General features: G+C 28.2%; 19 protein-coding genes and 1 rRNA gene. 15 read left to right on the top strand and 5 right to left on the bottom strand.

What is annotated here, in order from left to right; all coding sequences use genetic code 11:
- Positions 1–13 precede the first annotated feature (13 nt).
- Positions 14–808, bottom strand: a complete 795-nt coding sequence (locus BUA90_RS09540; protein WP_094756837.1) for a histidinol-phosphatase HisJ family protein — start codon at positions 806–808, stop codon at positions 14–16.
- 201 nt (positions 809–1,009) lie between these two features.
- On the opposite strand from BUA90_RS09540, the gene hisZ reads away from it, so the two are divergent.
- The 9 genes from hisZ to hisIE are packed head-to-tail and all read left to right on the top strand — an operon-like array spanning position 1,010 to position 8,595.
- A complete protein-coding gene (gene hisZ / locus BUA90_RS09545) occupies positions 1,010–2,302 on the top strand; it encodes an ATP phosphoribosyltransferase regulatory subunit (protein ID WP_072968032.1) in 1,293 nt (430 codons plus the stop codon).
- Positions 2,303–2,313: 11 nt separating this feature from the next.
- Complete coding sequence (gene hisG / locus BUA90_RS09550) at positions 2,314–2,961, top strand: ATP phosphoribosyltransferase (protein ID WP_072968034.1); 648 nt, start codon at positions 2,314–2,316, stop codon at positions 2,959–2,961.
- Complete coding sequence (gene hisD, locus BUA90_RS09555; protein WP_072968036.1) at positions 2,948–4,231, top strand: histidinol dehydrogenase; 1,284 nt, start codon at positions 2,948–2,950, stop codon at positions 4,229–4,231. The genes hisG and hisD overlap by 14 nt, the downstream gene beginning before the upstream one ends.
- Positions 4,231–5,277: a histidinol-phosphate transaminase gene (gene hisC / locus BUA90_RS09560; RefSeq protein WP_094756838.1), complete on the top strand. Its 1,047-nt coding sequence runs from the start codon at positions 4,231–4,233 to the stop codon at positions 5,275–5,277. The genes hisD and hisC overlap by 1 nt, the downstream gene beginning before the upstream one ends.
- Positions 5,278–5,279: 2 nt before the next feature.
- Positions 5,280–5,864, top strand: a complete 585-nt coding sequence (gene hisB / locus BUA90_RS09565; RefSeq protein ID WP_072968041.1) for an imidazoleglycerol-phosphate dehydratase HisB — start codon at positions 5,280–5,282, stop codon at positions 5,862–5,864.
- An 11-nt stretch (positions 5,865–5,875) separates the two neighbouring features.
- Complete coding sequence (hisH, locus tag BUA90_RS09570; protein WP_072968043.1) at positions 5,876–6,481, top strand: imidazole glycerol phosphate synthase subunit HisH; 606 nt, start codon at positions 5,876–5,878, stop codon at positions 6,479–6,481.
- Positions 6,478–7,239 (top strand): 1-(5-phosphoribosyl)-5-[(5-phosphoribosylamino)methylideneamino]imidazole-4-carboxamide isomerase, encoded by a 762-nt coding sequence (gene hisA, locus BUA90_RS09575; RefSeq protein ID WP_072968045.1) that lies wholly within the window; start codon positions 6,478–6,480, stop codon positions 7,237–7,239. Before hisH ends, hisA begins: the two co-directional genes overlap by 4 nt.
- Positions 7,208–7,969: an imidazole glycerol phosphate synthase subunit HisF gene (hisF, locus tag BUA90_RS09580; RefSeq protein WP_072968047.1), complete on the top strand. Its 762-nt coding sequence runs from the start codon at positions 7,208–7,210 to the stop codon at positions 7,967–7,969. Before hisA ends, hisF begins: the two co-directional genes overlap by 32 nt.
- Before the next feature lie 2 nt (positions 7,970–7,971).
- On the top strand, positions 7,972–8,595 hold the full coding sequence (gene hisIE, locus BUA90_RS09585; RefSeq protein WP_072968051.1) for a bifunctional phosphoribosyl-AMP cyclohydrolase/phosphoribosyl-ATP diphosphatase HisIE: 624 nt from the start codon (positions 7,972–7,974) through the stop codon (positions 8,593–8,595).
- A gap of 49 nt (positions 8,596–8,644) precedes the next feature.
- On the opposite strand, the gene BUA90_RS09590 is transcribed toward hisIE, so the two are convergent.
- Positions 8,645–8,824 carry an H-type small acid-soluble spore protein gene (locus BUA90_RS09590; protein ID WP_120240093.1) on the bottom strand — a complete coding sequence of 60 codons (180 nt, stop codon included), beginning with the start codon at positions 8,822–8,824 and terminating at the stop codon, positions 8,645–8,647.
- Between the two features lie 319 nt (positions 8,825–9,143).
- Here BUA90_RS09590 and BUA90_RS09595 point away from each other — a divergent pair, with 319 nt between their 5' ends.
- From BUA90_RS09595 to BUA90_RS09620, 5 genes are all read left to right on the top strand, one after another.
- Positions 9,144–10,499 (top strand): sodium-dependent transporter, encoded by a 1,356-nt coding sequence (locus BUA90_RS09595; protein WP_072968054.1) that lies wholly within the window; start codon positions 9,144–9,146, stop codon positions 10,497–10,499.
- Positions 10,500–10,647: 148 nt separating this feature from the next.
- Positions 10,648–12,246 (top strand): NAD(P)/FAD-dependent oxidoreductase, encoded by a 1,599-nt coding sequence (locus BUA90_RS09600; RefSeq protein ID WP_072968055.1) that lies wholly within the window; start codon positions 10,648–10,650, stop codon positions 12,244–12,246.
- Between the two features lie 423 nt (positions 12,247–12,669).
- Positions 12,670–14,031, top strand: coding sequence for a sodium-dependent transporter (locus tag BUA90_RS09605; protein WP_072968056.1), 1,362 nt, complete (start codon positions 12,670–12,672; stop codon positions 14,029–14,031).
- Positions 14,032–14,547: 516 nt separating this feature from the next.
- On the top strand, positions 14,548–15,063 hold the full coding sequence (locus BUA90_RS09615) for a 4Fe-4S binding protein (protein WP_072968057.1): 516 nt from the start codon (positions 14,548–14,550) through the stop codon (positions 15,061–15,063).
- Positions 15,064–15,093: 30 nt separating this feature from the next.
- The gene (locus BUA90_RS09620) at positions 15,094–15,324 is read left to right on the top strand and encodes a glutaredoxin family protein (RefSeq protein WP_072968058.1); all 231 of its coding nucleotides are present in this window, start codon (positions 15,094–15,096) and stop codon (positions 15,322–15,324) included.
- Between the two features lie 125 nt (positions 15,325–15,449).
- Here the strand turns inward: BUA90_RS09620 and BUA90_RS09625 are convergent, their stop codons facing one another.
- The 3 genes from BUA90_RS09625 to BUA90_RS09635 form a co-directional block, all read right to left on the bottom strand.
- Entirely contained in the window at positions 15,450–16,100 is a 651-nt protein-coding gene (locus BUA90_RS09625; RefSeq protein ID WP_072968059.1) for a GNAT family N-acetyltransferase, read from the bottom strand.
- A gap of 446 nt (positions 16,101–16,546) precedes the next feature.
- Positions 16,547–16,927 carry a DUF4363 family protein gene (locus BUA90_RS09630; RefSeq protein WP_072968060.1) on the bottom strand — a complete coding sequence of 127 codons (381 nt, stop codon included), beginning with the start codon at positions 16,925–16,927 and terminating at the stop codon, positions 16,547–16,549.
- A 13-nt stretch (positions 16,928–16,940) separates the two neighbouring features.
- Positions 16,941–17,624 (bottom strand): YetF domain-containing protein, encoded by a 684-nt coding sequence (locus tag BUA90_RS09635; RefSeq protein ID WP_072968061.1) that lies wholly within the window; start codon positions 17,622–17,624, stop codon positions 16,941–16,943.
- Between the two features lie 358 nt (positions 17,625–17,982).
- Here BUA90_RS09635 and BUA90_RS09640 point away from each other — a divergent pair.
- Positions 17,983–18,217: ribosomal RNA gene (locus BUA90_RS09640) — 16S ribosomal RNA — on the top strand; the annotation flags it as partial.

Below are 18,217 nucleotides of genomic sequence, written 5' to 3' on the forward strand. Positions count from 1 at the left end.
CTGGAATTTTTTGTTATATCTTTACGAATTTTGGTTTCATTTTTTCAAAAGTAGTTATGTATCTAAATCCGATATCTTTTAAAACTTCATAAACATAATCAAACTTTTCTCCTAGAGTTTCTGGAATATGAGAGTCTGAACCAGTAGTTATAATTTGACCACCTAGTTCTTTATAGAATTTTAATACTTCTTTAGGTGGCATTAAATTATCAATATTATATCTAAAACCTGATGTATTTATTTCTATTCCTTTATTTTTATCTATAAGAGTTTTAAATATTTCTTCTAGTATGTCAAAATAATTTCTTATATTTTCTTTTGCCACCTCTTTATTATATCTTGTGATAATGTTTAGATGTCCTACTACATTAAAAGAATCGAATTTTTTTATGCAGTAGAGAAGTTCTTCAAAATATTTAATATAAGCTTCTTTAGGTGTTTTATTGATGAAAAAATCACCTGAATATAAATCTTTTTTGTTACATGTATGTATTGAACAAATGACAAAGTCAAAATCATTTCTATTAATAAATTTTTCACATTTTTCTATTATGTGAGGCTGTATTCCAATTTCTACTCCTTTAAGCACTTTTATTTTACCTTTATATAAGTTTTTCATTTTATTGATGTAATTAGTATATTCTTCTATATCAAAGTCAAAGTTTATAGAAGGGTCGCAATATTCATAGTCTATATGATCAGTAAAGCAAATTTCCTTAATATTGAGATTTATGGCTTTTTCAATCATGTCTTTCATATCTATTTTACAATCTGCAGAAAAATTACTGTGAACATGATAATCATACATAATCATCACTCCTATAATCTATAATCTAAATATAGTTTACCAGTAATTTTATAGAATAAAAGAGAATAATTAAAACTTTATTAAAAATTTTTTTATGAAAAGATGTTGACTAAAAAGAGCAAGAATATTAAAATAAACATAAAACATTTTAATGCTTTATCACGATAAAGTATTAAAACAAATTTACAAGGTGGTGGTTGATTGATATTATATGATGATTTATTTCCCGAAGGACTTGAAGATATTCATAGTGAAGAATATGAGTTTAAAGAAGAAATAATATTTCAAGTAAAAAAAGTTTTTAAGAGTTTTGGTTATAGACAGATATTAACACCCACTCTTGAATATTATGAGTTATATTCTGATAGTTATGGGACATCGTTTAAAGATAAGATGTTTAAACTTATTGACAATAATGGAAAGATATTAGTCTTAAGACCAGATGTAACGATACCAATTGCAAGGATGGTTGCTGTAAATTATAAAAATGTAAAAGATTTTTTTAAGTTTTTTTATGTAACGAATGTATTTAGACTTAATAAATTTCAAAATGGAAATAGAAGGGAATTTATTCAAGCAGGAATAGAATATATAGGCAATAGTTTACCTGAATGTGATGGAGAAATAATTGCTATTGGAATAAAGGCACTGCTGAAATGTGGATTAGAAAATTTTCATATAGATATAGGACAAATTGAATTTTTGAAAAGTATAATAGATGAAATAAAAATTAATGATTATCAAAGAACAATGCTTTGTAATTTGATAGAAAATAAGAATTATGGAGATTTAGATGAATTTCTCGATGAATTAAATATATCTATTGATATTAAGAATCTTTTTAAAATACTGCCTAAACTTTATGGGAGTCCCTGTGAGGTTATTAATAAGGCAAGGCAGTTAATATTAAATGAGAAAATGAAAAAAGTTCTTGATAACCTAGAAGAAGTATACAGTATACTCAAGGATTATGGGTATGATAAATACATTTTGTTTGACTTAGGTATTGCTAAGGAGATTGATTATTATACAGGTATTATATTTAAGGGCTATGTAAATAATTTTGGAGAATCTGTTTTAAGTGGAGGAAGATATAATAATTTAACTGAAAAGTTTGGCACTTTTAAACCAGCTTGTGGATTAGGAATAAATATTGATAAATTAGTTGAGGTGATTGGAATGTATGGTATAAAGAGAAAAAGTAATTGCTACACTGATTATTTAGTTCTTTATAAAGAAGATTTTAGAGAAAAAGCTATTAAATTATCTGAAGTGTTAAGAAGTAAGGGATTTGTTGTTGAATCAAATTCTTACAATGGTGATGGAAAAAATCAAATTAAAAATCTAACTTTTAGAAATGTAAAAGAAATAATTGAAATTGAAAATAATTTTTTAAAGATTACAGATATGATAAAAAATTGTGTCAGTAAATACAGTGCAAATCAGTTTTTAAAACTTTTAGATAATAAGGAGACAGTTGCATCTATTCATTAGGAGGAATTATTGTGGATTTCATCAAAATTGCTCTTGCTAAGGGAAGACTTGCTGGAGATTCATTAGAAATGTTAAAAAAAATAGGAATAGAATTTAAAGAGTATTCCAAAAAAAGTAGAAAACTTATCTTTATAAATAATGAAGAAAAAATAAAGCTTGTATTTGTAAAATCAACGGATATACCTATTTATGTTGAAAAGGGGGCAGTGGATATTGGTATAGTTGGCAAGGATATACTTATGGAGAATAGAGCAGATGTGTATGAAATATTAAATTTAAATATAGGTAAATGCAAATTGTGCATAGCTGCATTAAAAGAATATCAATCGAGTAGAAATAGGAAATTGATTGTAGGAACAAAGTATCCTAATATAGCAAAAAATTATTTTCATAGAAAAAAGATATTAAGCGAAGTAATAAAGTTAAATGGTTCTGTTGAGTTAGCTCCAATTTTGGGACTTTCAGATGTAATAGTAGACATTGTTGAAACGGGAAAGACTTTACATGAAAATGGATTGATAGTATTAGAAGAAATGTACAGTTTAAGTGCAAGGTTAGTTGTAAATAAAGCTAGTTTGAAAACTAAAGGAAACAAAATAGAAAAAATAATAATGAGATTAGAAGAAGTAATAAAGGAGAATAAAGATGAAAATAGTTGAGCTATGTGATAAAAGTTATAAAGATGTTTTAAATAATCTTTTAAAAAGAGATATAGAGGATTTTTATGAAATAGATAAGAATATAATTGCTATATTAAGGAATGTAAAAGATTTTAAAGACAAGGCCTTATATGATTATACTTTTAAGTTTGACGGAGTAAAAATTGATAATATTAAAGTTACAGAAGACGAAGTAAAAGAAGCTTTAGATACAGTTGATAATCAATTTTTAGATATATTAAAAAAAGCTAAGTATAATATTGAAAGATTTCATAAAAGGCAAATTGAGAAATCTTGGATAGAACATGAAAAAAAAGGCATTATTTTAGGACAATTAATAAGACCTTTAGATAGAGTAGGGATATATGTGCCAGGAGGAACTGCATCATATCCATCATCAGTTCTTATGAACAGTATACCTGCCATGATTGCTGGGGTAAAATCTATTGCTATGGTTACTCCGCCGGATAAAAGAGGAAAAGTAAATCCAAATATCTTAGCTGCGGCTTATATAGCAGGAATAGATGAAATCTATAAGGTGGGAGGTGCTCAAGCCATAGGAGCCCTTGCCTATGGAACAGAAACTATAAAACAAGTGCAAAAAATAGTGGGACCGGGAAATATATATGTGGCAAGAGCAAAAAAAGAAGTTTTCGGAATAGTTGACATAGATATGATAGCAGGACCAAGTGAAATATGTATTATTGCAGATAAAAATAGTAATCCAAGGTATATAGCAGCCGATTTACTTTCTCAAGCAGAACATGATCAATTTGCTTTTTTAGTACTTTTTACAAATAGTATTGATTTAGCAGAAAGCGTAAAAAAAGAAGTTATAAAACAGTTAGATAAATTAGAAAGAAAGGAGATAGCAGAGAAGTCTATAGGAAATAATGGATATATTTTTATAGTTGATAGTATAGATAAAGCTATAGAAATTTCAAATGAGATAGCACCAGAACATCTTGAAATAATGGTTGATAATCCATTTGGATTGATTTCAAGGATAAAAAATGCCGGTGCTGTATTTTTAGGCAGTTTTACTCCTGAACCTGTTGGAGATTATTTTGCAGGACCAAATCATACTCTTCCTACTTCAGGGACTGCCAAGTTTTCTTCTCCATTAGGAGTTTATGATTTTGTGAAAAAAACGAGTTTAATTTATTATACTAAAGAAAGTTTGAAAGAAATAAAAGATGATGTTATATATTTTTCAAAAATAGAGGGATTGACAGCTCATGGAAATTCTATAAGGGTGAGGTTTGAATAATGAGGAAATTTGTAAAAGAAAGTATTAGGAGATTAGAAAGTTATAGTATGAATGAAGAAAAAATAGAAGTTAAGTTAAATGCAAATGAAAGTCCCTATGATATGCCAATTAATATTAAGAATGTTTTAACTGATATGTTGTTTACTGAAAAATTAAATAGGTATCCTGATAGTAAATGTTATGAATTAAGAAAAAGAATTTCAAAATATACTGGTTTAAATAGTGAAAATATAATAGTAGGGAATGGTTCAGATGAGATAATAAAAATGATAATAGATGCCTTTATAGATAAGAATGAAGTAGTAGTTAGCTACAGTCCAACATTTTCTATATATAAGATTATTACAAGTATTGCAGGTGGAAAATTTATAGAACTTGAAAATCAAATAGGCAAAGTATATATAGATGAATTAATAAATTTAGCAAATAAAAATAATGCAAAGGTCATATTTTTATGTAATCCAAATAATCCAACTGGAATGTCAATTCCAAGAGAAGATATATTTAAAATTTTGGAAAAAACAGATTCTCTAGTAATTGTAGATGAAGCATATTATGAGTTTTGCGGAGAAACAGTAATTGATAGTGTAAGAAAATATGAAAACCTCATAGTTTTAAGAACATTATCAAAGGCATTTGGACTTGCAGGAATTAGACTAGGATATGGAGTTTCAAATAAAAGAGTAATAGAAATATTAAATAAAGTAAAGCCACCATATAATATTAACAGACTATCTCAAAAGATAGGAATAATCGCTTTAGAGAATAAAGATATTTTTTTAAAGCATGTTAAAGAAATAATAAAAGAGAGAAATCGTTTAGTAAAAGAGATAGAAAATATAAAGCATATAGAAGTATTTCCAAGTAATAGCAATTTTATTTTGATTAGAAGTGAAAAATATGAAGAAATTTTAAAAAGATTTAAGTGTAAAGGAGTAGGGGTTAGAGAATACGGAGTAAATGGCGATTTAAGAAATTGTATTCGTATAAGTATAGGAACTAAAGAAGAAAATAACATAGTTTTAAGAGCCTTAAAGGAAGTGTAGTTATGAGGGAAGCTAAAATTTATAGAAGAACTGATGAAACTGAAGTGCAGATTAGTATTAATATTGATGGAGAAGGAAAGGCTGATATTAATACGGGAATAAAATTTTTTGACCATATGTTGAAGACTATGGCTAAACATGGACAATTTAATCTCAATGTAAAATGTGTGGGAGATTTAGAAATAGATACTCATCACACAGTTGAAGATATAGGTATAGTATTAGGTAAAGCAATAAAGAAAGCAATAGGTTCAAAGGAAGGAATAAAGAGATATGGACTAGCTTATACACCTATGGATGAATCCTTATCAAGGATAGCAATAGACATGAGTGGTAGGAGTTTTTTGGTTTACAATGTAGAATTTACTAGAGAATTTGTAGGAGATTTCGAAACTGAAACTTTAAGAGAATTTTTTACGGCATTAACAAATAATGCTGAATTAACTCTTCATATTAATTTGCTTTACGGAAGTAATAATCATCATATCATTGAATCAGTATTCAAAGGATTTGGAAGAGCTTTTAAGGAAGCAGTCAGTTTAAATGAAAATATAAAGGGAGTACTTTCAACAAAGGGTGTATTATAAGGGGTGAATTAATGATAGTAATAGTAGATTATGGAGTTGGAAATGTAAAGAATGTATATAATTATTTTTCTAAAATTGGTAGAAAAGTAATTATTACTGATAGAAAGAAATATATAGATAATTGTTCGTTAATAGTTTTACCGGGCGTAGGGGCTTTTAAAGATGCTATGGATAATTTAAGAAAAAAAGATTTGATTAGCGTAATTAAAGATAATGCAAAAAAAGGAAAACTTTTGATAGGTATATGTCTTGGTATGCAGCTTTTATACGAAAGAAGTTATGAAGATGGAGATTGGGAAGGGCTAGGATTATTGGAAGGTGAAATAATTAAGTTTAAAGGAGAATTAAAAGTACCTCACATGGGTTGGAATAGTTTAATAAAAAACAAACAAGATATTATTGCAGAAGATATAGAAACTGGAGAATATGTTTACTTTGTTCATTCATATTATTTGAAAACAAAAAATAATAAAGAAGTGATTTTTAAAACAAATTATGGAGTAGATGTTCCAGCGGTAATTAGAAGAAATAATATAATAGGAATGCAGTTTCACCCAGAGAAAAGTGGTAAAACAGGGGAAAAGTTTTTGAAAAATATTAAGGAGTTGATAGGGTGATAATTTTTCCAGCAATAGATATTAGAAATGGTAGATGTGTTAGACTTTATCAAGGAAAGTTTAATAGAGAAACTGTATATGATGATGACCCTGTTTTAATTGCAAAGAGATTTGAAGAAAACAAAGCAAAAGTTTTGCATGTAGTTGACCTAGATGGAGCTTTTACAGGTGAGCAGAAAAATATAGAAATAATAAAGAAGATAGTAAGGAGTATAAATATACCAGTACAAGTAGGTGGAGGAATAAGAAGTATAGAAAGAGCAAAGCAGCTTATGGATTTAGGAGTTTATAGGATAGTTATTGGTACTTGTGCAGTTAAAGAAAATATGTTTGTTGAAAATTTAGTTAAAAGGTTTGGAGATAGAGTAGTTGTTTCTATAGATACAAAAGCTGGGTGTGTATGTGTAAATGGATGGGTTGAAAGTAGTAGTTTTAAATCAGTAGAATTTGCGAAATTGTTAGAAGAAAAAGGAATTAAAACCATAGTTTATACAGATATTTCAAAGGATGGAACAATGATAGGACCTAATTTTGAGGAGATAAAAAAATTAAAGGAGAATACCTCATTGAATATAATTGCATCGGGAGGAATTGGCAGAAAAGAAGACATAGATAAGTTGAAGACATTTGGAGTATATGGGGCGATAGTTGGGAAGGCACTATATGAAGGGAAAATAAAATTAGAGGATTTTGTAAAAAATATATCATTAAAAAGGGGAGAGTATTTTGCTGACAAAGAGGATAATTCCTTGTCTTGATGTTAAAGATGGAAGAGTGGTAAAAGGTAAGAAATTTAAGAATATAGAGGATGTAGATGACCCTATACTATTAGCAAAATATTACTGTGAAAGTGGTGCTGATGAACTCGTTTTTTATGATATTATGGCTTCTTATGAAAATAGAAATATTTTTGTGAATTTAGTTGAAAAGGTGGCAGAAAATATAAATATTCCATTTTCTGTTGGTGGAGGAATACGGAGTATAGAAGATTTTACAAGGGTGCTAAGAGCAGGAGCCGATAAAGTATCAATTAATTCTGCTGCGGTGAAAAATCCAATGCTGATTAAGAAAGCAGCTTTAAAGTTTGGAAGTCAATGTGTAGTATTGTCTATAGATGTTAAGAAAACGAAAAAAGGGGATTATGTAGTATATATAGATGGTGGAAGGATAAATACGGGGTTTGATGCTTTAAAGTGGGCTAAAAAAGGAGAAAAATTGGGAGCAGGTGAGATAGTTTTGAATTCAATTGACAGTGATGGCATTAAGAGTGGATATGATATTGAAATAACCAAAATTATTTCAGAAAATGTTAAAATACCAGTTGTAGCTTCTGGAGGAGCAGGTAAAAAGAAAGATTTTTTAGAAGTTTTAAGGGATGGTAAAGCTGATGCAGCTTTGGCAGCTTCAGTTTTTCATTATAAACAAATAGAAATAAACTCTTTAAAACAATATCTTTACAATAATGGCGTAGAGGTTAGGAGAGAATAGGTATGATTGATATAAATAGTTTAAAATTTAACAATAATGGATTGATACCTGCAATTATTCAAGATTTTAACAATAAGGAAGTTTTAATGTTGGGATATATGAACAAAGAGTCTTTAAAACTTACTATAGAGTCTGGAAAAACATGGTTTTACAGCAGAAGCAGACAGAAACTGTGGAATAAAGGAGAAACTTCAGGAAATTTTCATGAAGTAGTGAGTATAAAACATGATTGTGATATGGACTGTCTTTTGGTGGAGGTCATACCAAATGGACCAACTTGTCATACTGGAAATTATAGTTGTTTTTATAAAAGAGTTTACAATAAAGATATAGAAAATATTGAAGAAGATAAAATATTTGATTTGCTTTATACTAGAATAGTAGATAGGAAAAAATTTTCAAAGGATAATTCATATACGAGATATTTATTTAATAGTGGAGTTGACAAAATTTTAAAGAAAGTAGGAGAAGAAGCAAGTGAAGTAATTATAGCAGCAAAAAATGATAGCAGAGAAGAAGTAATTTACGAAGTAGTGGATTTAATTTATCATTTAATGGTTTTATTAGTAGAAAAGGATATAATATTAAGTGATATTAGAAGAGAAATGATTAATAGATACAGGTAGCAGTGGATTATATAAGAGAGATTAGGTCTTGAGACGCTAATCTCTCTGATTATTTTTCAACTAGATCACTTATTGAAACTTGATATTGTTTTTTTTCATTATCTCTTGTTATAATAAATGCACTTCCAAGTGAAGGATTTATACTGTTAATCCATACAGATTTTCCTTGATATGTAACTTCGATATCCTTTGCAGAATTTAAGATTTCTTTTGCTCTTTTAATATCCAAATTATCAACTCCTTTATGTATTTTTCTTAATTATTTTGTCCAAAATATAAAAGAATATAACAAATTAAATTTTGATTTTGAATAAGAACAGAATATATAATTATTTTTAAATATTAAAAAAATTTACAAATTAAAAACTTATTGAAAACATTAAAAAAATGTAATATAATAAGTTTACCTAAGAACAGGAAAATGTCAAAAATTTTTGAATACAGAAAAATATATTGAAAAAAATTCAATATATTATTTTATAGGAGGTGAGAAAAACATAAAGATTATTAAAAAAATAATTACAGAATTTAAATGAAGGAGGTAAATTATGGCTAATTTAAACAATTCAGGCGAAAGAGAACAATGGGGTTCTAAGATTGGTTTTATTTTAGCTGCTGCAGGTTCAGCAGTTGGACTTGGAAACCTGTGGAAATTTCCTTACATGGCAGGTAAAAATGGTGGTGGAGCATTTGTACTTGTATATTTCATAATTTTATTCCTTGTAGGTTTTACTTTGATGTTAGCAGAGATAGTGTTAGGAAGATATACACAGTTAAATGCAATAGGTGCTTATAGAAAAATAGGCAAAAAATGGGCATTTGTTGGAGCCTTAGGTGTTTTAGCTGGATTTTTAATTTTATCATTTTATAGTGTTGTTGGTGGATGGGTAATAGCATATCTAGTAAAAACATTAACAGGAGCTTTAAATGTTACCGATGCAGAAGTACTTGGAAATATGTTTGGTAAATTGATTTCAGGTACAACAGAACCTATATTTTATCATGCATTATTTATGGTAGCTACATTTTTAATAGTTCTTGGTGGTATAGGCGGAGGTATTGAAAAATCAAGTAAGATTTTAATGCCAGGTCTTTTTGTTATGATAATTGTACTTGCTATTCGTTCTATGACTTTACCAGGAGCAGTTGAAGGTATAAAATATCTTTTAGTTCCAGATTTCTCTAAAATAAATATAGATGTAGTTCTTGATGCTCTTGGACAAGTATTTTTCTCACTAAGTTTAGGTATGGGTTGTATGATTACTTATGGTAGTTATTTGAGCAAAGATTCTAATATACCAGAAAGTGCTGTAACTATACCTTTAATAGATACAGGAGTTGCACTACTTGCAGGACTTGCTGTACTTCCAGCAGTATTTGCTTTTGGTTTTGAACCATCAGCTGGACCCGGACTTATATTTATTACATTCCCTGCAGTATTTGCTCAAATGCCATTTGGAACTTTATTTGAAATAATGTTCTTTATATTAGTTTTATTTGCAGCTTTATCTTCATCAATTTCACTACTTGAAGTTTGTGTTGCATATGTGGTTGATGAATGGAAAATGAACCGTAAAGTTGCAACAGTATCTTTAGCGTTTGTGATATTTCTTTTAGGAATTCCAGCTTCATTATCATTTGGACCATGGGCACATATTACTTTACTACCTGGAAAAGGGTTCTTCGATACGTTTGACTTTATATCAAGTAATATATTACTTCCGCTTGGTGGATTACTTCTTTGTATAGTTGTTGGATGGATATGGGGTACAGACAATGCTATTAAAGAAGCTACTAATGAAGGACAGTTAGAATTTAAATTTGCTCCATTCTGGGCATTTCTAGTTAAGTATGTTGGACCAGTAGCTATAGGAATAGTATTTATTCGTTCATTATTAGGGTAGATAAATTTAATATAATTAAAATTATAAAAATAGGTCGGAGTTTTTGCCGACCTATTTTTATTGAAATAAAAAATTTGAGTGAATATAATTAAATAAGATACGGTTATGATATTATTGTTAATGAAAATGTATTGGAAGGATGAAAAAAATGATAAGAGTATCAGAAATTCGTTTGAGTATAGATGACAATTTAGATATACTTCCTTATAAAATTAGCAAAATTTTAAAAATAAAACCTAATGAAATAATAAATTTAAATATATTTAAAGAATCAATAGATGCAAGAAGAAGGGGAAAGATTGATTTTGTGTATACTGTGGATGTAGAAGTTGAAGATGAGGAAAAGATTTTGTTAAAAAATAAAGATAAAAAAGTTATTAAGACACCCGATTTAGATTATAAGTATCCAGAGCAAGGAAGTTTAATTATTGATAAGAGACCTGTTGTTATAGGAACAGGTCCTGCTGGACTTTTTGCTGCATTGATTTTAGCTGAGATGGGATATAAGCCACTTGTTTTTGAGAGAGGAGAGGATGTAGATAAGAGGAGTAAGACTGTAGATTTATTTTGGAAGACAGGTCAGTTAAATGAAGAATCAAATGTTCAATTTGGTGAAGGCGGTGCTGGAACCTTTTCAGATGGCAAATTAACTACGCGTATAAAAGACCCTAGATGTAGAAAAGTATTAAGTGAATTTGTTAAGGCAGGAGCACCGGAAGAAATAATGTATTCTTTTAAACCTCATATTGGAACAGACCTTTTAAAAGGTGTAGTAAAAAATATAAGAAAAAGGATTATAGATTTAGGTGGAGATGTTAGATTTGAGTCAAAAGTAACAAATCTAACGATTAAAGATGGAAAAATAATTGCTGTTGAAATTAATTATAGAGAAAAGGTTAAAACTGATATTGTAGTTTTAGCTATTGGACATAGTGCTAGAGATACATTTGAGATGTTATACGAAAAAGGAATAGAAATAATTCAAAAGCCATTTGCAATTGGAGTTAGAATAGAACATCCTCAAAGTCTCATAAATAAAGTTCAGTATAAACAGTTTGCAAATCATAAAAGACTTGGACCTGCTGATTATAGACTTACATATCATACAAGTAATGGAAGGTCAGTTTATACATTTTGTATGTGTCCCGGTGGAAAAGTTGTTGCAGCAGCTTCGGAAGAAGGCAGAGTTGTAACAAATGGAATGAGTGAGTATTTAAGGGATAAGGAAAATGCAAATAGTGCTCTTCTTGTATCGGTAACTGGAGAAGATTTTGAAGGAAGTCATCCATTGGCGGGAATGTATTTTCAAAGAAAATGGGAAGAAATTGCTTATAAAGTTGGTGGAGGTAATTTTATAGCACCAGCACAATTAGTTGGTGATTTTTTAAAAAATAGAAGTTCAAAGAGAATAGGAAATGTTAAACCATCATATGCTCCGGGGGTAAAAATGACGAAAATAGATGAATGTTTGCCTTATTATGTAACTTTAGCTATGAGAGAAGCTATATTAAACATGGATAAAAAGTTAAAAGGTTTTGCATTAAAGGAAGCTATAATAACAGGAGTAGAAACTAGGAGTTCTTCGCCTATAAGAATAGTTAGGAATGATAAAAGTTTTGAAAGTGTAAATGTAAGAGGACTTTATCCTGCAGGCGAAGGTGCTGGATATGCTGGAGGAATAGTATCTGCGGCAGTTGATGGAATAAAGATAGCAGAAAAGATAATAGAAAAATATAGATTTATATAAACAGAGGAATGGTCATTTAGGCCGTTCTTTTTTTATTTGCTAATATATTTTGAAAAAATATTAAACGGTATGTATTAATATGAAATAGAAATAAGTAGCAGAGAAATTGATAAAAAATAGACAAAAACAAGATTATAAAAATTATTTTTTATGTAAATATTTATAAATATATGTTGATAAGGATTAATAATTATGCTATATTAGTAAGTAAATTTTCAAAATTTAAACGAATTAAAATATTTCAACAAATATTTTTTAAACTATACAAAATTTTCAGTAAATATTTAGCGGAAAGAAGGAATTTTTATTGCAGTATAGAATATATATAAATTAAATATACAGAAAATTTAGAAAATTACTTTGTATATTTGAGCGTTTTTAGCGCTTAAATATAAATAAATTTGAAAAGGAGGAAATAAATTAATGGAAAACAACAAATTACAAGAAAGAGATAGTTTTGGTAGTAAGCTTGGTATTATAGCTGCTGCTGCTGGTTCTGCTATTGGTCTAGGAAACATATGGAAGTTTCCTTACATCACTGGTGTTTATGGTGGTGCCGCATTTATAGTTATTTATTTAATTTGTATTGCTGCGATTGGTTTTCCTGTAATGTTGTCAGAATTTATTATTGGACGTAAAGGTCAGAGAAATGCTATAGGTGCATTTCAAAAATTAGCACCGGGAACCCCGTGGTTTTTAACTGGTTGGATGGGAGTTGCAGCTGCATTTATGATTCTTGCATTTTATGGAGTTGTTGCAGGCTGGTGTTTAGAGTATGTATTTAAAGCTCTTATAAATTCTTTTGCAGGACAGTCTCCTGAAGCAATAGGTAATATGTTTGGTTCATTTATTTCTTCTACAGCAAAGCCTATATTTTGGCAAGTATTTTTCATGTTGCTGACAGGTTTAATAGTTATTGCAGGAGTTAAAGATGGTATAGAAAAGTATGCTAAAATACTAATGCCAGCTTTATTGGTAATTATTATTATTCTTGACATTCGTGCAGTAACACTTCCAGGAGCAAAAGCAGGTTTAGAATTTCTTTTTAAACCTGATTGGGGGAAAGTTAGTGCACAAGGGGTATTAGTAGCTTTAGGACACGCATTCTTTTCACTAAGTTTAGGTATGGGTACTATGATTACTTATGGTTCTTATATAGGTAAAAAGGAAAATCTTGCTGATACAGCTATTCAAGTTACTATAGCAGATACATTGATTGCATTACTTGCAGGTATAGCTATATTCCCAGCTGTATTTGCATTTGGAATTGAACCAGGAGCAGGTGCAGGATTAGTTTTTGTAACACTACCAAATGTGTTCCAGCAAATGCCTGGTGGATATTTCTTTGCAATATTGTTCTTTATTTTATTAACTGTGGCTGCATTAACTTCATCAATATCTATATTAGAAGTTGTAGTAGCATACTTTGTTGAAGACCTTAAAATGGCAAGAAAAAGAGCTACTGTTATTGCAACTATTGCAATAACTCTTTTAGGTATTCCTTGTTCATTATCAATGGGAAGTATGTCAAAAGTAACATTCTTTGGAAAGAACTTTTTTGACTTATTAGATTTTACTGCTTCAAATATATTTTTACCATTAGGCGGATTATTAATATCAGCTTTTGTTGGATGGTATATGGGTAAGAAGGAAGTTGAAGCAGAAGTTAATCAAGAAGGAGTTAATATTAGTTATATACCATTGTTTATGTTTTTAGTTAAGTTTATAGCGCCGATAGCAATAGCTATAGTATTCTTAAACGGTATAGGATTATTAAAGTTTTAAATTAATTTTATGTAAAAAATTTTATATAAAAAAAGGTCGATAAAATCGGCCTTTTTTGCATATTTATGATATATTTGTTAAATATTAAAAATATATAATAAAAAGTGTTGACATTTATAAAGGAATTGCATATAATAAAATTACCCCCGGGTGGTATAGGGGAATAAAATTTACAGGAGGATATTGATATGAAAATAAAAGTTTCTGATAAAGCAAAAGAAATGATAAAAAAGACAATTGATGAGAAAAATATTATTGAACCTAATATAAGAATATATATTAGTGGTATCGGCTGAGGCGGTCCTACTTTTGGTATTGCTCTGGATGAGCAAAAAGAAAATGATTATTTAGAAGAAAAAGAAGGTATAAAATATTTGGTAGAGAAAGAATTAATTGAAAAATATGGTGGATTTGAAATTGATTATTCAAGAGGATGGCTTTACAGAGGTTTTCATGTAAAACCAAATTATGGCGGTTCTTCTTGTTCATAATACTTAATATAGAAAGGAGATGAATATGCCGAAAGTAAAATCACATATGAAATGGTCTTGGATTTTAATGGTAATATTTATGATATTATCTATAATAGATGTTAGATTTGGAGTATTGGGTTTTATTTGCATGATATTCCCAATGTATCAAGCTATTAGAGGTAGAGGAAAAATTCATTGTTCTCATTATTGTCCTAGAGGTTCTTTGTTAGGAAACTTTCTAAAATATATTAGTTTAGATTATAATTTACCAAAATCTATAAGAAGTAAAACAGCTAAAAATATTTTATTGACATTAATGATGGTAGTGTTTAGTATATCTTTGTTTAAAGCAGGATTTAATGTTAAGAGAATAGGGTTAGCAGTATTTAGATTTATGGCTGTATCTTCTATTATAAGTGTTATTATGGGTATATTTTTTAAACCTAGGTCATGGTGTCAAGTTTGTCCAATGGGTCATGCTACAGGACTAATTAAGCAGTCTATGGACAAAAATACAAAGAAAGCTGAAAAAATAACAAAAGAGAGAAAAATAGCATAAAAAATATATAATAAAATGGAGGTATGTAATATGAATAAAAAAGTTGTTGTTTATACAAGTGATACATGTGTATACTGTCATCAAGCTAAAGATTATTTAAATTCTAAGGGAATACAGTTTGAAGAAAGAAATGTATCAAGAGATATGAATGCGAGAAAGGAATTAATGTCTAAAGGATTTATGGGAGTACCTGTAATAATGGTCGATGAAGAAGTAATACAAGGTTTTGATAGAGAAAGATTAGAAGAATTATTGGGTTAGTGTATTGAAGGAGTCGTCTTTCAGTGATTTTTAAAATCGTTGAAAAAGGCGGCTCTTTTGATTTTTTGCTAATAGAAAAAGGGCATTTCAGCCCTAAAATTTATTTTTGTTTTGAAATAGTTTTTTTATTTGACAGGTTTGTAATAAATCAAATCAGTATAAAGTTGTCCTTCATATTCTTCATATCTTACTCCAGCTAAAATATATTTTTGTTTTTTTCTAAATGCTAATGAAGCAAAATTTGGTGTTGGATTTATAATAGTTTCAGCAAATATGTTTTTAATGCCTGTTTTTTTAAGGTCTTTAATCAATGATTTATATAATATGCTGCCAATACCTTTGCCTGTATATCCATGTAATATGGCTGTTTTATCTATAACAACAAAATTATCTGTTTTGTTCATATCAAAAATGGGAGACCAATATATATCTTCAATCCATGTAGGATTATATTTCAGCCACTTTTCTTTTGTGTATGCCATAAGAAAACCTAGAGGGTTATTATTAGATTCAGCTATATAAAAATGTTCAAGTTCGTTGATTCTATCTTTGAAAAATGTTTTATATTTTTTAGGTCTAGATACATAGTTATCCATTAAAAAACCTTCATACGAATTTTTAGTTTTTGAACCGACACTACAAGCTATTTCATAAATAGCTTCGACATCTGAAATAGATGCTTTCCTTACTTTAATTAGATTTTTATTAATTTTTTCTTTTTTAATAGTATTTTTTTGATTTAAATTTAGAGAATTATTTAAGTTTATTATTTCCATATGTTACCCCCTTGTTTAGTTATTTGTTATAATACTTTACAGATGAATTAAAGTAGAAATGTGATTAGTTGTAAAGATTTGATTTTTAATTTTTATAGAGTTATTTAAAAAGAAAATAATTGACTAAATATTTTAAATATTAAGCATTAAATACTGTATACAAAATCTGGGATTATAGAAAAATAAATAAGTAGTTTTAATAAATTGAAGATATGTTAATTTAAAACAAAGTAATATTTTAAAAAGAGACTATAATAGAAAATGGTTTAAACGAAAAGAAAAAATAAATAAAGGAAGTTACAAGAATGGGGACAGAGGATTATAGAAAACGATATAAATAACCCCTGCATTAAGAGAGTTTTTAAATTTCTCCTAAAAATTTTCTTGCAACAAAAAACAAAATATTTAAATATATTATAACATATAAAATAGAAAAAATCAAATATTCAGAAAATATTTCTAAGTGAAAGAGATTCATTTTCTTTGATATGATTAATATGAAATTTTAATAAAGATGTTTCAACTAAGAGGTTATCTTTATTTTGAGTTAATATATATTTTCTTACTTTAATTAAAGATAAATTAGTTTTTTCTATTTCATCATGATTTATAACTAACTTTAAAATTTTTAAAGAATTATTCCATTTAGTTTCTAAAAGTTTTAAATTTTTTTGAGCAGAAAACCATTGGTCTTTAACTATATTGTATTCTATTTTTTGTGTAAGCATTGTCAATTCTTTAGATGTATCAGCAATAAAGTTAAAAGTAAATATCCAATTTAATAGTAATAAAACTATTAATAGAGTAGATATAAATAAAGATTTCATAAATAACACCTCTTTAAGTTTCATTTTCATTTTTTTTATGTATATTTAAATTCATGTTTTTATCTATAGAAGCATATAAAATGTCGGTTACATCATTAATGTTTTGTTTTTTTAATTCTTTATATAGCCAGTTAAAATCTAGAGATATTTTTTTTAAGTTATTATAATTTATTTTGCCATCAATTATTATGCTCATAGGTAAATTTTCGTTTTCTAAGCTTAAACCAATATCTGATGCTGTTAAAGGTTTTTTGTCAGATTTTGGTATTACGCTTAAATCTCCATTGGTTTCTAAAATAGCAAATTCAACATCATTTATGTTATGAAAGTTTTTTAAACGGAGTTGTTCTATTAAATCGTTCATATTTATTCTTAAATTTCGGAGTTCTTTTTCAACAATTTTGCCTTTTTCTATAAGTACACTTGGTTTTCCGCAAATAATTGCTCTAGCTTTTTCGCTTTTAAGATTTATTATAGAAATAATAATTTGAATAAATACTAAAGTAAATATGGATACTATTCCGTTAATAAAAGGAATATTAACATCTTCCATTGGTATAGAAGCTAGTTCAGCAATCATTATTATTACAACTAATTCAAAAGGTTGTAGTTCTGAAAGTTCAGCCTTTCCCATAATTCGTATTGCGATTACAACAAATATAAAGAGAAATATAGTTCTAAAAAAAATAGTTATCATAATATTTCACTCCTTATAATATGAAAAATACTATTTATATTTTTCTCATATTGGTTAGAAATAATCATTTTTTATTATTTTACATAATATATAGATTATGCTCTTGAAAATTAGTAAAAAAATTTCAAATTAACAGTTGACAAATTTAATTTATTGTGATATTATCTTAAATGTCGCTGTAAAAGAGCTAACAAAAGAAAAAAGATGTTGACAAAAATATAATTGTATGGTAACATACTTAGGTGTCAGCAAAAGAGAAAATATTTTGGACATTGAAAACTAAACAGTGTAAGGAAAAAAGCAGGTAACAGTAAAAGATTAAAAAGATTTACTGAAGCCTAAAGCGAAGAGTCAGTTTTATTTTGAGAGTTTGATCCTGGCTCAGGATGAACGCTGGCGGCGTGCCTAACACATGCAAGTCGAGCGGAGCTTTAATCTTTACAGCTTAGCTGAAAAGATTAAAGCTTAGCGGCGGACGGGTGAGTAACGCGTGGGCAACCTGCCCTGTGCAGGGGGATAACACATCGAAAGGTGTGCTAATACCCCATAAGACTACGATGTCGCATGGCATAGTAGTAAAAGCTGAGGCGGCA

The organism is Caminicella sporogenes DSM 14501 (genome assembly GCF_900142285.1).
Taxonomy (GTDB): domain Bacteria; phylum Bacillota; class Clostridia; order Peptostreptococcales; family Caminicellaceae; genus Caminicella; species Caminicella sporogenes.

Coding starts and splice junctions, on each gene's coding strand:
- BUA90_RS09540 (WP_094756837.1), bottom strand. CDS start 808: ATGTATGATTATCATGTTCACAGTAATTTTTCTGCAGATTGTAAAATA.
- hisD (WP_072968036.1), top strand. CDS start 2,948: ATGAAAATAGTTGAGCTATGTGATAAAAGTTATAAAGATGTTTTAAAT.
- hisC (WP_094756838.1), top strand. CDS start 4,231: ATGAGGAAATTTGTAAAAGAAAGTATTAGGAGATTAGAAAGTTATAGT.
- hisB (WP_072968041.1), top strand. CDS start 5,280: ATGAGGGAAGCTAAAATTTATAGAAGAACTGATGAAACTGAAGTGCAG.
- hisH (WP_072968043.1), top strand. CDS start 5,876: ATGATAGTAATAGTAGATTATGGAGTTGGAAATGTAAAGAATGTATAT.
- hisIE (WP_072968051.1), top strand. CDS start 7,972: ATGATTGATATAAATAGTTTAAAATTTAACAATAATGGATTGATACCT.
- BUA90_RS09595 (WP_072968054.1), top strand. CDS start 9,144: ATGGCTAATTTAAACAATTCAGGCGAAAGAGAACAATGGGGTTCTAAG.
- BUA90_RS09600 (WP_072968055.1), top strand. CDS start 10,648: ATGATAAGAGTATCAGAAATTCGTTTGAGTATAGATGACAATTTAGAT.
- BUA90_RS09605 (WP_072968056.1), top strand. CDS start 12,670: ATGGAAAACAACAAATTACAAGAAAGAGATAGTTTTGGTAGTAAGCTT.
- BUA90_RS09615 (WP_072968057.1), top strand. CDS start 14,548: ATGCCGAAAGTAAAATCACATATGAAATGGTCTTGGATTTTAATGGTA.
- BUA90_RS09620 (WP_072968058.1), top strand. CDS start 15,094: ATGAATAAAAAAGTTGTTGTTTATACAAGTGATACATGTGTATACTGT.
- BUA90_RS09625 (WP_072968059.1), bottom strand. CDS start 16,100: ATGGAAATAATAAACTTAAATAATTCTCTAAATTTAAATCAAAAAAAT.
- BUA90_RS09630 (WP_072968060.1), bottom strand. CDS start 16,927: ATGAAATCTTTATTTATATCTACTCTATTAATAGTTTTATTACTATTA.
- BUA90_RS09635 (WP_072968061.1), bottom strand. CDS start 17,624: ATGATAACTATTTTTTTTAGAACTATATTTCTCTTTATATTTGTTGTA.